This window comes from Brachybacterium alimentarium, from assembly GCF_002332425.1.
Lineage (GTDB): Bacteria > Actinomycetota > Actinomycetes > Actinomycetales > Dermabacteraceae > Brachybacterium > Brachybacterium alimentarium.
The window spans coordinates 79485-94861 of the sequence record NZ_NRGS01000003.1; the positions used below are offsets into that span (position 1 = coordinate 79485).

General features: G+C 70.5%; 13 protein-coding genes. 7 read left to right on the forward strand and 6 right to left on the reverse strand.

Annotation, left to right across the window (positions count from 1 at the left end; genetic code table 11):
- Positions 1 to 48 precede the first annotated feature (48 nt).
- The 3 genes from CIK71_RS01650 to CIK71_RS01660 are packed head-to-tail and all read right to left on the reverse strand — an operon-like array spanning position 49 to position 3745.
- Entirely contained in the window at positions 49 to 1989 is a 1941-nt protein-coding gene (locus tag CIK71_RS01650; RefSeq protein WP_096163451.1) for a DUF6541 family protein, read from the reverse strand.
- Entirely contained in the window at positions 1986 to 2414 is a 429-nt protein-coding gene (locus CIK71_RS01655; protein ID WP_096163452.1) for a DUF2304 domain-containing protein, read from the reverse strand. The genes CIK71_RS01650 and CIK71_RS01655 overlap by 4 nt, the downstream gene beginning before the upstream one ends.
- 5 nt (positions 2415 to 2419) lie before the next feature.
- Positions 2420 to 3745 carry a nucleotide sugar dehydrogenase gene (locus CIK71_RS01660; protein WP_096163453.1) on the reverse strand — a complete coding sequence of 442 codons (1326 nt, stop codon included), beginning with the start codon at positions 3743 to 3745 and terminating at the stop codon, positions 2420 to 2422.
- 170 nt (positions 3746 to 3915) lie between these two features.
- Here CIK71_RS01660 and CIK71_RS01665 point away from each other — a divergent pair, with 170 nt between their 5' ends.
- Positions 3916 to 4635 (forward strand): glycosyltransferase family 2 protein, encoded by a 720-nt coding sequence (locus tag CIK71_RS01665; protein ID WP_241964258.1) that lies wholly within the window; start codon positions 3916 to 3918, stop codon positions 4633 to 4635.
- Between the two features lie 102 nt (positions 4636 to 4737).
- Here CIK71_RS01665 and CIK71_RS01670 read toward each other — a convergent pair whose 3' ends face one another.
- Positions 4738 to 5997: an LCP family protein gene (locus CIK71_RS01670; RefSeq protein ID WP_241964257.1), complete on the reverse strand. Its 1260-nt coding sequence runs from the start codon at positions 5995 to 5997 to the stop codon at positions 4738 to 4740.
- Between the two features lie 232 nt (positions 5998 to 6229).
- Between CIK71_RS01670 and CIK71_RS01675 the strand changes: the two genes are divergently transcribed.
- From CIK71_RS01675 to CIK71_RS01700, 6 genes are all read left to right on the forward strand, one after another.
- Entirely contained in the window at positions 6230 to 7237 is a 1008-nt protein-coding gene (locus tag CIK71_RS01675) for a glycosyltransferase (RefSeq protein WP_096163455.1), read from the forward strand.
- 56 nt (positions 7238 to 7293) lie between these two features.
- Positions 7294 to 8106 (forward strand): glycosyltransferase, encoded by an 813-nt coding sequence (locus CIK71_RS01680; protein ID WP_096163456.1) that lies wholly within the window; start codon positions 7294 to 7296, stop codon positions 8104 to 8106.
- Between the two features lie 113 nt (positions 8107 to 8219).
- A complete protein-coding gene (gene glf, locus CIK71_RS01685; protein ID WP_096163457.1) occupies positions 8220 to 9377 on the forward strand; it encodes a UDP-galactopyranose mutase in 1158 nt (385 codons plus the stop codon).
- Positions 9378 to 9433: 56 nt separating this feature from the next.
- Positions 9434 to 11557, forward strand: a complete 2124-nt coding sequence (locus CIK71_RS01690) for a glycosyltransferase (protein ID WP_096163458.1) — start codon at positions 9434 to 9436, stop codon at positions 11555 to 11557.
- Positions 11554 to 12489, forward strand: a complete 936-nt coding sequence (locus tag CIK71_RS01695; protein WP_241964255.1) for an ABC transporter permease — start codon at positions 11554 to 11556, stop codon at positions 12487 to 12489. The genes CIK71_RS01690 and CIK71_RS01695 overlap by 4 nt, the downstream gene beginning before the upstream one ends.
- Positions 12490 to 12502: 13 nt before the next feature.
- Positions 12503 to 13273 (forward strand): ABC transporter ATP-binding protein, encoded by a 771-nt coding sequence (locus CIK71_RS01700; RefSeq protein ID WP_096163459.1) that lies wholly within the window; start codon positions 12503 to 12505, stop codon positions 13271 to 13273.
- A 105-nt stretch (positions 13274 to 13378) separates the two neighbouring features.
- Here CIK71_RS01700 and CIK71_RS01705 read toward each other — a convergent pair whose 3' ends face one another.
- Together CIK71_RS01705 and cofE are read right to left on the reverse strand one after the other, a co-directional pair.
- Entirely contained in the window at positions 13379 to 14107 is a 729-nt protein-coding gene (locus tag CIK71_RS01705) for a TIGR03089 family protein (protein WP_096163460.1), read from the reverse strand.
- A complete protein-coding gene (gene cofE / locus CIK71_RS01715; RefSeq protein ID WP_275542438.1) occupies positions 14104 to 15348 on the reverse strand; it encodes a coenzyme F420-0:L-glutamate ligase in 1245 nt (414 codons plus the stop codon). The genes CIK71_RS01705 and cofE overlap by 4 nt, the downstream gene beginning before the upstream one ends.
- Positions 15349 to 15377 lie beyond the last annotated feature (29 nt).

Genomic DNA, 15377 nt, shown 5'->3' on the forward strand with positions numbered 1-15377 from the left:
CGCGCCGAGACTCGGTGCCTGCTGACGCGCGAACCCCGACGTCCGGGATCAGGACGAGGCGTCCCCGCCGTCGCCGGGATCGCAGTCGATCTCGATCATGCGCGAGTGCTTCGTCTCGAACAGGACGACGCCGAGATCCCGCCCGGCGAGGTTCACCGCGTCGGAGGTCGAATGGACGCTGTAGGGCAGGCGCTCCTGGTAGACGTAGCGGATCCCGTTCTCCTGGAGGGTCCGGCACGACGCCGGGTTCGTCGCAGCGTCCTTCGTCGCGTAGAGCAGCTCGCGGTCGAGGTCCGTGTACGCCATCCCGGCGACCGGCAGGCGCACGTCCTGCCCGTACATCGCATAGAGGTGAGCGGCGCCGGAGAACGGGCTCGCCAGCACCGTTCCCCCGTGGTCCATCTGCGGCACGTACTCCTGGAAGAGGGCCAGCTCGTCGGCCTGCAGGAAGCGACCGCGCCCGGGATAGTCCAGGGCGAAGTTCTTCGCGGCGTTGTCCGAGCGGGTGGGGACCGACGCGAGGGACGCGATGAGCGCCCCCGCCACCAGCACGACCACGATCGGCGTGGAGGGGCGGGGCCGGCGACCGTCGGCCCGCTGCGGTCCGAACAGGCGCGTCCAGGCCTGCAGTCCCGGCACCACGAGCACGCACGAGAGCATCGCCAGCGGCATCGCGACCCGGTCCTGGCCGCGGTAGTAGATGGCGGAGAGGCCCAGGGGGGAATCGAGCGCCGCGTCGAGGTAGATCACCGCGACCACCACCCAGGCGACGGCGACCCAGCGCACCGCAGGGCGCCGGAACGTGGTGACCAGGCCCGGCCACCACAGCGCCGCGATCACCACGCCGAGAGCCATCGGCCAGACGGTGAGCAGCCCCAGACCGATCTCGCCGAGCGCCCGCCACCACTCGATCACCAGCCCGCCGCTGAAGCCGGTGACCTGGGAGCCCAGAGGGGTGAAGGTGAGCAGCACGACCGGCAGCAGGGCGAGCACGGGAGCGACGACCAGCAGCGGGCGGGCGCGCCATGACGGCGCGCCGGTGACGGCGGTGAGCACGGCGAGCAGGATCAGCGCGGTCACGGCCACGTTGGGGTGCAGCAGTCCCAGCCCGGCGCCGGCGAGCCCCACAGCGAACAGGGCGGCCGCCGTCGCCCCCGGCGCGAACCGGGGCAGCAGGGTCGTCCACAGGGCGGCGGCCGCGGCCAGCGCGCCGGGGAGCGCCGCGAAACCGCACAGGTTGGGGGTGGGGGAGAGGTGGACCCAGAGGTCCAGCGGAGCCGCAGGGATCAGCGCAGCGGTGATCCCCGCGGCGAACGGCGCCCAGGGGACGTCGCGGAACAGCACACGGGCCAGGAGCGCGATGCCCAGGATCCAGGGCAGCACGGCCAGGGCCAGCACGGCGCCGTTGAGCACGACGGGAGTGGGCCCCCAGGGCACCAGGGCGGCGAGGGCATGGAACGCGGCCGGGTAGAAGCTGGGATCGCCGGAGGTGTTCGAGATCGAGCCGACGTGCAGGCTCGAGGCGTCACCGACCTCGCGGATCCGCTCCAGCGCGGAGAGGTGGTAGAGCGCGTCCCAGCGCTCGAGGACGGCGCCCGGGCGGCCGGCCTGGAGCGCGATGGGGACCACGGCGATCGCCACGGATCCCACCAGCCACGCTCCGCCCCAGGGGACGGCACGGCGGGGCATCAGCCGCCCGTCCAGCACCGTCGAGGGCAGCTGCGCGCCGAGCCGGCGCAGGCCGAAGGCGAGGGCCACGAGCGCCGCACTGCCCAGCAGGAAGGGGAGCAGCGACCATCGAAGCCCCAGGGGTGCGACGAGGATCGCGCTGATCCCGGCGATCGCGGCCGCGAACGCCGGGGCCAGCGCGAGGGAGAGCAGGCGCGACCCGCCCAGGGCTCGGACCGCGACGTACCCGGGGAGGTACGCCGCGGCCAGGACCACGAGGATCGCGACGAGCAGGGCGAGGGCGGCGAGCAGAGCGGTCATCCGTCCTGACGGTCGCGCAGCGCCGCGGCGCGGTACTGCGACGGCGGCTGCGCCTCATCCAGGGCGAGGCGCCGGGCCAGATACGTCGTCCGCTTCTCGGCCGCCTTGGTGCGGGCCTCCTGCAGCGCGAGGAAGCCCAGCAGCACCAGGACGGTGGCGTACAGCAGCAGATCGGCGCCACGACCCACGCCCACCAGGTTCGCGACGCGGGAGAGCATCCCCGGGAACAGGACCGTCACCACGGCGAAGAACGCGAAGGCGATGATAAGCAGGCGACGCACCGCGAGCTGCTTCGCGCCGCGCTTGACGAACAGCCAGGCGATGATCCCGACGATCCCCAGCACCAGCAGGAGCTGGATGATGAAGGTGCGGCTCTCGACCCCGAGCGCGGGGCCGAGGCTGACGATCAGCTCGTGCTCACCCACAGGGCTCAGGCCTCCTCAGCCTGCTGGTGGGTGGAGGCGGAGCCGTCGCCGAGGACGAGGCGAGGGGTCCCGGTCCAGTTCTCGGCGGTGGTGATGTTGCGGCCGTCGATGACGAGCTTCACGCCGGGGACGTCGGCGGCGGTGAGGTCCTTGTACTCGGCGTGGTTGGTCTGCACGATCACCAGGTCCGCCTCCTCGCCCACGTGGTACGGGGCCCAGCCGAAATCGGCGAGCTCCTCGTCGTCGTAGTACGTGTCGTGGACCGCGACCTCGGCGCCGTGCTCGCGCAGCGCCTCGACCACCGGGAACACGCCCGAGAACGCGGTCTCCTTCACCCCGGTCCGGTACGAGGCGCCGAGCACCACGGCCTTCATCCCGGACAGATCGCCCAGCAGGCTCGAGGCCCGCTCGACGAGCTTCGCGGGGACCGAGGCGTTCAGGGTGCGAGCGGTGCGCACCGTCTCGGCCTTGGGATCGGTGGAGAGGTACAGGCGCGGGTAGACGGGGATGCAGTGCCCGCCCACGGCGATGCCGGGCTGGTGGATGTGGGAGTAGGGCTGCGAGTTGCTGGCCTCGATGACCTTGTAGACGTCGATGCCGTTGTCCTGGGCGAACAGGGCGAACTCGTTGGCCAGCCCGATGTTCACATCGCGGTAGGTGGTCTCGGCGAGCTTCGCGAGCTCCGAGGCCTCCGGGGTGCCCAGGTCCCATACGCCGTTGGGGCGGTGCAGATCGGGCCGCTCGTCGAACTGGAGCGCGGATTCGTAGAACTCACGAGCCTTCGCCGTGCCCTCGGCGGTCAGCGCACCGATCAGCTTGGGGTACTTGCGCAGGTCCTCGAACACGCGCCCGGTGAGGACGCGCTCAGGGGAGAACACCGCATGGAAGTCGACGGACTCCTTCAGCCCGGAGATCTCCTCGATCATCGGCACGAACCGGCCCCGCAGGGTGCCCACCGGCAGGGTGGTCTCGTAGGAGACCAGGGTGCCCGGGGTGATGTGCTCGGCCAGCGAGCGGGTCGCGGCGTCCATCCAGCCGAAGTCCGGCTCCCAAGTGGCGTCGTTCACGAACAGGGGGACCACGATCACGATCGCGTCCGCGTCCGGGATCGCCTCGGCGTAGTCGGTGGTCGCGCGCAGCTTCCCGGCCGGCACCAGCTCGGAGAGCTTCTCCTGCAGGTGCGCTTCGCCGGGGAACGGCTCCGTGGCCTGGTTGATCAGCTCGACCTGCCGGGGGTTGGTGTCCACTCCGGTCACCTCGTGACCGGCATCGGCGAACTGCACGGCCAGCGGCAGTCCGATCTTCCCAAGGGCAACGACAGCAGTCTTCACGGTGGGGTTCCTCCTAGTTCGGCGCCGCTGCGGGCACCGTGTGCACGATGATGACCACCACTGGCGGCCCACCGTGACAGAGTATCGTGGGCCGCTGTTCCGGAGCGTCGTCACGCGCCGCCTCGACATCGATGCCACGCCCCCTGTCGCGAGTCCCTGAAGGAGAGCCCGTGAGCACCCCCGAGCCCCTGCGCGAACCCGACGCCGAGGTCACCTCACCAGGCGCAGCATCCACCTGGTTCGTGGTCCCTCTGTTCAACGAAGGCCAGGTCGTGGGCGATGTGATCCGTGACCTGCGCACTCGCTACCCGCTCGTGGTCGCCGTCGACGACGGCAGTGCAGACGGCTCCGCAGCCATCGCGGAGCAGGCCGGTGCGGCGGTGGTGCGCCACCCCTACAACATGGGGCAGGGCGCGGCGCTGAAGACCGGCATCGACTACGCGCTGCGCGATCCGGCGATGCGCCAGGTCGTGACGTTCGACTCGGATGGTCAGCATCAGGTCGACGATGCGGCCTCGATGATCGCGATGCGCGAGGACGAGGGCGTGGACATCGTGCTGGGCTCGCGCTTCCTCGACAAGCGCACCAAGCCGGGCCTGCTCAAGCGCATGGTGCTGCGCGGCGCCGTCTGGTACACCAACCTCACCAGCGGCGTGAAGCTCACCGACGCGCACAACGGTCTGCGCGTGATTGGACGCGACGCCTGCGAGAAGCTCGCGATCGAGCAGAACCGCATGGCGCACGCCTCGGAGATCGTCGAGGAGATCGGGCGGCACCGTTTCACGGTGCGCGAGCACCCGGTGCACATCCTCTACACCGACTACTCGCGCTCGAAGGGGCAGTCGATGCTGAACTCCGTGAACATCGTCATCGACATGCTCTTCCGCTGAGCCGCTGAGCCGCTGAGCCGCTGAGCCGCTGAGCCGCTGAGCAGCTGGCCCGCTGGCCGGTGGCCCGCTGAGCTGCTGGGCCCCTGAGCCGCTGAGAGCCCGTCAGCCCTCGTCGGGTGCGGAGGGCTCGGCGCTGCCGTCGGCGATCGACTCGAAGAACTGCGCGATGTCGGCGTCGTCGGTGAGGACCGCGACCCCGGAATTCTGGGTCTGGTACGAGGGATCCTCGATCGGCATGACCATCGTCCCGCTGCCCATCGCGCTGCGCGCGGTGAGCGCCATCCTGCCCACCCGGAAGATCCCCGTGCCCTCGCTGGTCACCAGCGAGTCGGAGCCGGCACCGGCGAGCTTGACCTGGCTGATCGGGTTCAGCAGCACCCCCGGCGAGCTGACCCGGTTCATGAGCGAGCTGACGAACTGCTGCTGGCGCTGCTGGCGTCCGATGTCGGCCGTGGGGTCGAAGTAGCGGGCGCGCACGAAGGCCAGCGCCTGTTCGCCGCCCACGTCGTGGCAGCCCTCGTCCATCTTCAGCCCGGACTTCTCGTCGTCCACGTCCTGGTCGATGCACAGGTTCACATGATCGACGGCGTCGACCATCCCGGAGACCCCGTCGAACCCGATCTCTACGTAGTGGTCGATCGTGAGTCCCGTGAACTCCTCGACGGTCTCCACCAGCAGCGGTGCACCGCCGAAGGAGTAGGCGGCGTTGAGCTTGTAGCCGCCGTGACCGGGGATGTCGACGAGGGTGTCGCGGGGGAGCGAGACCAGATAGCTGTTCCCGCCGGGCGCCTTGTGCAGCAGCATGATCGTGTCCGTGCGGGCTCCCTCGGTGCCGTCCTCGTTGACCGCCTCGCCGCCGCGGCGGTCCGAGCCCGCGATGAGATAGGTGGTGCCGGGAGTGTCCTCCGCGCCCGAGAGCGCGTCGACGTGCTCGATCCGGCTGTCGGCCCAGAGCACCAGACCGGCGCCCCAGCCCACCACGACGACCAGCACGAGCACCAGGAGCGTCGCGCCCAGGCGGACGGGTCGCGGGAAGCGCGAGCGACGGCGGGAGCGCCGCTCGGGCGCAGGACCCACAGGACCCATCGGGTCGGCGGGATCACCGTGAGGACCGGCTGCGGCCGCCGGCGCTGCGCCGGGCACATGACGCACGCTGCCTGCTCTCGGGTGCGCGTCCTCGGCAGGGGGCAGGGCCTCCTCGGAGACCGGCAGCGCCCGGGTGGGGGTCGGCTCGGCGGCCGGTCGCGGCGCCGACGAGCGCCGCGGCACCTGCCGGGCGCTGCCTCCGGCGCGTGCACGATGACCGGCAGGACGGCGCGGTCCTCCTGGGCGCGGGGAGCGCGGCGGCTGCTGATCGCTCACGGCTGTCTCCTTCCCGGCCATGGGTCTGATGGCGCGGAGATGTATGGCGTCCGACAGAGTAGCGGCCGAGAGGCCCGCTCGACGAGGCCGCGTGGCCTGCCCGACCAGGATGGACAGAACCTCCTGCGAACCTTCACACGGCGACCATCCACGGCAGTCCGGAGCCTGCTGCGGTCTCCGTACACTGGTGCCCGCGCCGCTCAGGCGGCCGTCACCACCCGCAGGAGGCGCCATGACCCAGTCCGCACCCGCCGCCGGCCCGATGCCGCATCCCTCGTCAGCCCATCCCGAGGCGACGTCGGCACGAGTCGTCGCCGTCATCGTCACCTACAACCGTGAGCAGCTGCTCGGGGAGTGCCTCGATGCGCTCGCCGCCCAGGAGCGCCGTCCCGACGCCGTCGTGGTGATCGACAACGCCTCGAGCGATGCGAGCGGCACGGTCGCCGACGAGCACGCGATCGCGGCCGACGTGGTCCACCTGCACCGCAACGTCGGGGGAGCGGGCGGCTTCGCCGCCGGCATCGCCCGCGCCCTCGTCCGGCACGACGCCGACTGGGTGTGGGTGATGGACGACGACACGATCCCGCGACCCGGCGCCCTCGCCGCCCTGCTGCAGGCCCTGGAGGCCTCGCCGGTGCGGTTGAGCGTGCTGAGCTCCCGCGCCGTCTGGACCGACGGCCGCGACCACCCCATGAACACCCAGCGCACCCGCCTGGATGCCGGCGCGCAGGAGAAGCGGGACGCGGCGCGCGCCGGCGGCCGCCCGATCCGCACCGCCAGCTACGTCTCCGCCTTCCTCAACGGCGAGGACGTGCGCCGTCTCGGACTGCCCTACGCGGACTACTTCATCTGGTCCGACGATTTCGAGCACACCGGACGACTGCTCCGCCATGGGCGCGGGCTGCAGGTGCCCTCGTCGGTCGTCGAGCATCGCACCGTGCTGTTCAGCAACGCCCAGAGCAACCCGGGATCCCGGTTCTACTACGACGTGCGCAATCGCCTGTGGGCCCTGCTGCGCACCGATTCCTTCAGCGTGTGGGAGAAGGCGGTCCACGGAGGCAGCACCGCCGTCGGCTGGGCGAAGCAGCTGGCGCGCCACCGCGGCGACCTGATCGGTGCCGGGGCGCACGGCGTGGTCTCGGCGGTGCGGCGCGGCCCGCGCCCCTCCGCGGACGTGCTCTCGGCCGATGGCGAGGCCGCCGCCGATGTGCGCACGATCGAGCGGAAGGCCGGTCGGTGAGCGGCCGTCGCCGGGCAGCGGAGCCTGCGGCGGGCACGCCGCCGTTCGCGGTGCTCATGCCCATGTGGGGAAAGGACCTGCCGGAGCGGGTCGAGCTGGCGATCTCCTCGGCCACCGTGGACCAGCAGCTGCGCCCGGACCGGCTGATCCTCACGATCGACGGTCCGCTGCCGGTCGCGCTCGAGGAGCTGGTCGCTCGGGTCGCCGACGGAGCCTTCGGCCCGGCCCAGGTGCTCCGCCACGACACGCATCGGGGGGTCGCCGCCGCTCTCCAGGACGGTCTGCAGGCCTCGCCGTACGAGCTGGTCGCGCGCGCCGATGCGGACGACATCTGCCGTCCCGAGCGCTTCGCCCTGCAGATCCCGCGGATGGATGACCCCTCTGACCCGCTGGACCTGCTCGGCGGGTCGATGCGCGAGTTCGACGACAGCATCGCGCCGGGCACCGGGCCGCTGCGCGAGCGGCCGCTGACCCACGACGCGATCGTCGAGTACCTGCCCCATCACAGCCCCTTCCACCATCCCGCCGTGGTGATGCGCCGTGCGGTCGCGCTCGCCGTGGGCGGGTACCGGGACCTGCCCCTGCTGGAGGACTACTGGCTGTGGGAGCGGATGATGCTCGGGGGCGCCCGCATGGGCAATCTGGAGCAGGTGGTGGTCGACTACCGCGTGGACCAGGACCTGTTCGCGCGCCGCGGGGGATGGCGGCTGTACGCGAGCGACCTCCAGCTGCAGCGCCGCTTCATGCTCGACCGGGTCACCACCCCTACCCAGTTCCTGCGCAACGTCGTGATCCGAGGCGCATACCGCTTCGCACCGGGGAGCCTGCGACGATTCGGCTACCGAAAGTTCATCGAGAGTTCGACATGAGTGTGACGTCCTCGTCGTGCCCGCCGACAGCGGCCTGAGAACGGCGCCGGGCCTGCGAGGCTCGGCTACTGTGATTCCCCGGTGGACCACTGCCCGCTTCGAAAGGATTGCCTGTGTCGACTCCTGACCTCCTGATCGTGGGTTCCGGCCTGTTCGGTCTGACCATCGCCGAACGAGCCGCCGTCGAGCACGGCGCCAAGGTGACCATCATCGATCGGCGCCCGCATGTCGGCGGCAACGCCTACTCGGAGATCGACGAGCAGACGGGCATCGAGGTCCACAAGTACGGTGCGCACCTCTTCCACACCTCCAACGAGCGGGTCTGGGAGTACGTCAACCGCTTCACGACGTTCACCGGCTACCAGCACAAGGTGTACACGACGCATCAGGGCGAGGTGTTCCCGATGCCGATCAACCTCGGCACCGTGAACCAGTTCTTCCGCGCCGCGTACACGCCCGACGAGGCACGCGAGCTGATCGCCGAGCAGGCCGGAGAGCTCGCGGGCACCGACCCGGAGAACCTCGACGAGAAGGGCATCTCCCTCATCGGCCGCCCCCTGTACGAGGCGTTCATCAAGAACTACACGGGCAAGCAGTGGCAGACGGACCCCAAGGATCTGCCCGCCTCGATCATCTCGCGGCTCCCGGTGCGCTACACCTACAACAACCGGTACTTCAACGACACCTTCGAGGGCCTGCCCACCGACGGCTACACCGCGTGGCTCGAGCGGATGGCGGACCACCCGAACATCGAGGTCCAGCTGGAGACCGACTACTTCGACACCTCCCAGCCGCTGAACAAGGACTCGACCCGAGGGAACATCCCGGTGGTGTACACCGGTCCCGTGGACCGCTACTTCGACTTCGAGCTCGGGGAGCTGGGCTGGCGCACGATCGACCTGGAGACCGAGCACCTCGACGTAGGCGACTTCCAGGGCACCTCGGTGATGAACTACGCCGACGAGGAGGTCCCCTACACGCGGATCATCGAGCCGCGCCACTTCCACCCCGAGCGCGACTACCCCAAGGACCGCACGCTGATCCAGCGCGAGTACTCGCGCTTCGCGGACTCGGGGGACGAGCCGTACTACCCGATCAACTCCGGTACCGATCGCGAGCGGCTGAAGGCCTATCGCCGGCTCGCCGACGCCGAGCCGCGCACCCTGTTCGGCGGGCGTCTGGGCACCTACCAGTACCTGGACATGCACATGGCCATCGGATCCGCCCTGTCCATGGCCGACAACAAGCTGCCTGACCTGCTGCGGGCCTGAGAAGACCGCCCCGCCGTGCAGCACGGGGCCTCCGCAGACCGCCGACGAGGAGCATCATGAACGCCGCCACCGCCGAGACCGCAGCCACCACCGCATCGCGAGAGTCCGGCAGCACGCCCGAGATCGCGCCGCAGCGTCTGCTGCAGCGGCTGATCCTTCCGTACGAGGCCTCCCCGGACATCGTGCCTCTGTACATCGAGGCCGAGGACGCCCGTTCGGGCGCCACCGGCGGAGCCTTCGGCCTGGGTGGGGCCTCGGACCGTGACATCGCGGATCCCGGCGGCTCGCCGCGCGGGGCCAGTCCCGCGCAGGTGGACGTCAGCGAGCTGAGCGACCGCCATGCCGCCCGGATCCCCGCGCACTCGATGCGGTCCTTCGGCACGTACTTCAACGCCTTCCCGGCGAGCTACTGGCGCCGTTGGACCCCGGTGCGCCGGATCCGGCTGACGATCCGCACCGCCGGCAGCGGCCACCTGATCGTCATGCGATCCACCGCCCGTGGCACGCTGCAGCGCCAGGAGTCGCGAAACGTCTCGGGCGGTCCCGCGGACCAGGTCTTCGATCTGCCGCTGACCGCCTTCGGCGACGGCGGCTGGTACTGGTTCGACGCCTACGCCGGCCAGGAGCCGCTGACGATCCTCGGTGCGGAGTGGACGGCCGACGCCGATCTCGCCCGCACCGACGGCACCTTCTCGATCAGCATGACGACGATGAACAAGGTCCCGTACTGCCTGGACAACATCCGCACGATCGCGGAGGATCCGGACCTGCGCGAGCTGCTGGACGTCATGTACGTGATCGACCAGGGCTCGGATCGCCTGCGTGATCATGCGGGCGAGCTCGACCCGTTGCAGGAGACGCTCGGGGAGCAGCTGCAGATCATCGAGCAGGGCAACATCGGTGGCTCCGGCGGCTTCTCCCGCGGCATGTACGAGGCCTCGACCGGCGGTGCCTCGACCTACGTGATCAACTGCGACGACGACATCGTGCTCGAGGCCGAGTCCCTGATCCGGATGACCACCTTCGCGGACTTCGCGACCCGGCCCACGATCGTCGGCGCCCACATGTTCGACCTCAACAACCGCAGCGTGCTGCACACGTTCGGCGAGGTCGTCGATCCCTGGCGCATCCAGCCGGCGCTCGCGAATCCGGGCGCGGAGATGGGCCACGACTTCGCCCTGGACCCGCTGCGGTCGACCCCCTGGCTGCACCGCCGTGCCGATGTCGACTACAACGGCTGGTGGAGCTGCCTGATCCCCACCGAGACGGTGCGGGCGATCGGCTTGAGCCTGCCGGTGTTCATCAAGTGGGACGACGCCGAGTACGGCCTGCGCGCGAAGAAGGCGGGCTATCCGACGGTGTCGCTGCCCGGCGCCGGCGTGTGGCACATGAGCTGGGTCGACAAGGACGACCTGGTGGGCTGGCAGGCCTACTTCCACGAGCGCAACCGCATCATCACCGCCCTGCTGCACTCCCCGTACAGCCGCGGCGGCCGGGTGATCAAGGAATCGCAGTTCATGGACGTCAAGCACCTGATCTCCATGCAGTACTACACCGAGGCCGGGCGCCTCATGGCCCAGCGCGACGTGCTCGAGGGGCCTGATGCGCTGCACCCGTCGATCGGCACGAAGCTCCCCGAGATCCGGGGGATGGCCGCGGGCTTCGACGACGCGGTCTCCCGGAAGGATCAGGACCTGTATCCACCGGTCCAGATCGACAAGCCGCCCCGCAAGGGGAGGCCGTTCAGCGAGCCCGGGCGCCTCAAGCTGCCGGTGTGGACCGTGAAGGCCCTCGCCAAGCAGCTGGTGAAGCCGACGAAGGCGCAGGCGGAGGAGAACCCGCAGGCCGCGATCGCGCACATCGACGCCAAATGGTGGCGTCTGTCCGCCTATGACAGCGCCCTGGTCTCCAACGCCGAGGGCACGCAGGTCTCCTGGTACAAGCGCGATCCGCGCCAGGTGCGCGAGATGCTCACCGGTGCCATCGGTGCCCACCTCGATCTCCACCGTCGCTGGCCCGAGCTGCAGAGCACCTACCGTCGCGCCGCGGCGCACCTCACGTCCTTCGAGGCGTGGGAGCGGACCTTCGCCGAGAACCCCGCGCCGGTGCGCGCTCAGGACGCCGAGCAGAGCGGGTCCTCCGGGGCAGGCGCCACGACCACCGGAGGCTCGCCCGCGTGACCGAGCACGGCGACGCCTCCCGCCCGGACGCCCTGACGGTCCCCACCCGCGCCGAACAGGCGCAGGGGTGGAGGGCGCCCGGTCAGGACGCCGGCTGGCTGAACCCGATCCGGGAGCGCTTCCTGCTGCGACTGCTGGTGCGCAAGGAGCTGCGGGTGCGCTATCGCGGCAGCATGCTCGGCATGCTGTGGAGCTACGTCAAGCCCGCGGTGCAGTTCATCGTCTTCTACATCGCGCTGGGCGTGTTCCTGCAGCTGTCGAAGGCGACCCCCGCCTATGCGGTGTACCTGTTCAGCGGCATCGTGGTGGTCAATCTCTTCGGCGAGATCTTCGGCAACGCCACGAGATCGATCTCTGGCAACGGCGCGCTGGTCGCGAAGATCTATCTGCCCAGTCAGCTGTTCCCCTGGTCCAGCATGATCGTCGCCCTCGTGCATTTCGTGCCCCAGCTGCTGGTGCTGGTGGTGGGTGCGCTGCTGTTCGGCTGGCTGCCCTCGCCCACGGCACTGGTCGCCTTCGCGCTGGGCATGATGATCCTCGTGATCTTCACGATGGGTCTGGGCATGCTCACGGCCGCGCTGAACGCCGCGTTCCGGGACGTGGAGAACTTCGTGGACCTCATCGTCATGGTGGCCACCTGGCTCTCCCCGGTTCTCTACCGGATCTCGATGGTCCAGGAGGCGATCGACGGCACGATCTGGTGGTGGCTGTACCAGCTCAATCCGCTCACGATCGTCGTGGAGCTGTTCCATGTCGCCTTCTGGCGGTTCTCGCCGGAGGTGGTCGAGGCGATCCCGGCGGACCCGTCGCTGGTGCTGCCCGGCGAGCCCTTCGGTCTGTGGTGGGCCGGACTGCTGATCGCGGTGGCCACCTTCGTCATCGGCACGGTCGTCTTCGAGCGCTCCAAGCGGCGCTTCGCGCAGGAACTGTGAGGGGAGCAGAACGATGAGCCCGAACCTCAAGGATGTTCCGGAATCCGCCGCGGTCCCCACCGACCGCGAGATGGTGCGCATCCAGCACGTGTCCAAGCAGTTCTCGCTGCGCCACGACCACTCGCTCAAGGAGCTGGTGTTCTCCGCGCTGCAGAAGAAGAAGCTCGCGGACACCTTCCTGGCGCTGGACGATGTCGACCTGACGGTGCATGCGGGGGAGACCGTGGGCCTGATCGGTTTCAACGGCTCCGGCAAGTCCACGCTGCTCAAGACGATCTCCGGAGTGCTGTTCCCCGATCACGGCCGGGTGCTGCTGCGGGGCAGGGTCGCGGGTCTGATCGAGGTCGGTGCCGGGTTCCATCCCGATCTCTCCGGTCGCGAGAACGTCTACCTCAACGGGGCCATCCTCGGGATGACCCGGGAGCAGATCGATGCCAAGTTCGACGAGATCGTCGCCTTCAGCGAGATCGAGGAGTTCATCGACACCGACGTGAAGTACTACAGCTCGGGCATGTTCCTGCGCCTGGCGTTCTCGGTCGCGGTGCACACCGAGCCGGACATCTTCCTGGTCGACGAGATCTTGTCGGTGGGCGACGAGCCGTTCCAGCGCAAGTGCCTGGAACGCATCCGGGAGCTGCAGGCCGCCGGCCGCACGATGGTGGTCGTCTCGCACGAGCTGGAGATGCTCCAGAAGCTGTGCACCCGCATCGTCGTGATGCGCTCGGGGAAGGTCGTCTTCGACGGCGATCCGCGCGAGGCGGTCGCGACGCTGCGCGCCAGCTGACCTCGCATTTGGTGGGCCGAGGCACGGGGCGGGGCCGGTCCGCGCAGGCCCGTCCGTGCGGACTGATCCGGCGGCGCCGCCCGCACTCGCGGCGAACGAGCTCGCTCAGGCGCGCCCGGTGACCGATTCGTCGGCAGCCCGGCGCTCATCCACCGCGCCGGCCGGGGCGACGATGCCGCCCCCGGCGAGCAGCGCCTCAAGGACATTCGGCACGGCGGTGAGTCCGTCCTCCTGCGCGAGCAGACGCGGCGGCGCAGCCGCCGACGGCTCCGACGGGTCGCTCGGAGGGAGCTCCACCGACGGGGAGGGGCCGCTCCAGCCCGGCAGCGGGACTCCGAGCTGATCGGGGTGGGCGCGCACCTCGCCCACCCAGTCGTGAGCGAGCGGCGGGAGCTCGCCGTCGAACCGGGGCGCGAGGGAGACGGGCTGCACAGCGAGCACCTCGTCCGCGTCCGCCGCGAGCGGTGAGTCCGGGCGGTCGGTGGCGACGACGCGAGGGGACGGCGGCAGAGCCGGTGAGCTCTCGGCAGCCCCGCCCTCCGGGCCGTCCTCGCCCTCCGACCCGCGGTCCAGCACGGTGACCTCGGCGCCGAGCGACCAGGCGGCCAGGGCCAGGACCAGTCGCTTCCAGTGCGGGGGCAGGTCGAGCACGACGGCGTCGCCCGGCTCCAGGGCGATCTCGTCATGGAAGTGTCCGATCGACTTGATCACCCAGTTCGCGAGCACATGCCCGGACAGCTCGATCCGCGAGGACTCGCCGTACCAGGCGAGGGCGGGCTGGGGTCCGGTCCGCTCCAGGGCGGCGAGGAGCTGGACGCTGGTCTGGGGGGTCATCGGGAGTCCTCCTGACCGTCCGGACGGACGATCTCGACAGTCAGCAGGTGCAGCGGCGCCCCGAGGGCTTCCGCGCCCAGCGCCGTCCGGATCCGTTCGGCGAGGGTGCCGGCGGCGATCCAGGCGTCGGGGCCCGTCCCTGCGGGCGTGACCAGGATACGGCCCGATCCGCTGGTGCCAGTGCCAGTGCCGGTGCCGGTGCCAGTGCCAGTGCTGGTGCCCACGCCTGTGCCTGTGCCGGCGGTGGTGCTGGTGCCGGGGTTGGAAGCGATTCCGGCCCTCCCGTGAGAGGCGTCCTCGGGCGCTGCGGGCACCCAACGGGCCGTGGCGTCGCGGCCGGTCTCGTCCTTCCGGGGGAGTGCGGCGACCGCGAGGGCCCTCTCGATTCGCTCGGCGGCCGGCTCCGGGGACATCCGGGCGACCGGCTCCTGCGCTGCGGTGAGGCCGAGGGCGACCCAGACCGACTCCAGGCTGGGGCGTCGGAACCAGTCATCCTCCCCGGTGCGCGAGAGGGCCCGTGCGGGCACGTCGTCCGTCGTGGCCCCGGGGACGCCGCGCACGATCGCCGCCGGCACGCCGCCGGCCTTCCCTTTCACGAGGTCGGAGGCCGCGGCCAGCTCGTCGGCCAGGTTACGCACGGTCACCGTGAGCGCGCGTCCGTCGGCATCCGTGCCCCCGCGCAGGTCCTGCAGGGAGGCCACCCCTGCGGCGCCCAGGGCGATGTCGCCGACGCCGACGCGCCAGATCCGCGAGGAGGTGTCGGTCAGGAGGACGCCGAGGCGGACGCCGAGCATCGTCACCAGTCGATCGCGCAGGTCGAGGGCGCAGCCGTCGGGGTCCTCGGGCAGGAGAAGCGGGCCGTCGGGAGCGTTGGAGGAATCGACGCCGGCGGCGGCCATCACCGGGCCCGAGGGAATCTGGACCACCGAGGTGACCAAGCGGGTGTGGCGCCGGCGGGCCACCGTGCGCACCGCGGCGGCTTCGATCGCGGCGTCGCGCTCGGCGGGGTCCACCCGCAGTCCGAGGGACTTCGAGACGATCTTGGTCGAGATGCACAGCACATCGCCGTCGCGCACCTCGAGAGCGCACAGAGAGGGTGCGAGGATGGCGGCGAGGTCGTCGCCGTGACGGATCTCGGGGATCCCGGTCACGGGAAGGACCTGGACTGTGCCTGGTCGCGTGCTCGGGGGGTCGGCGAGGCCCGATCCCGGTGGGACCTGCGATGATTTCTCGATGCTCACAGGATCCTCCCAGATCAGTGATTCGGTGC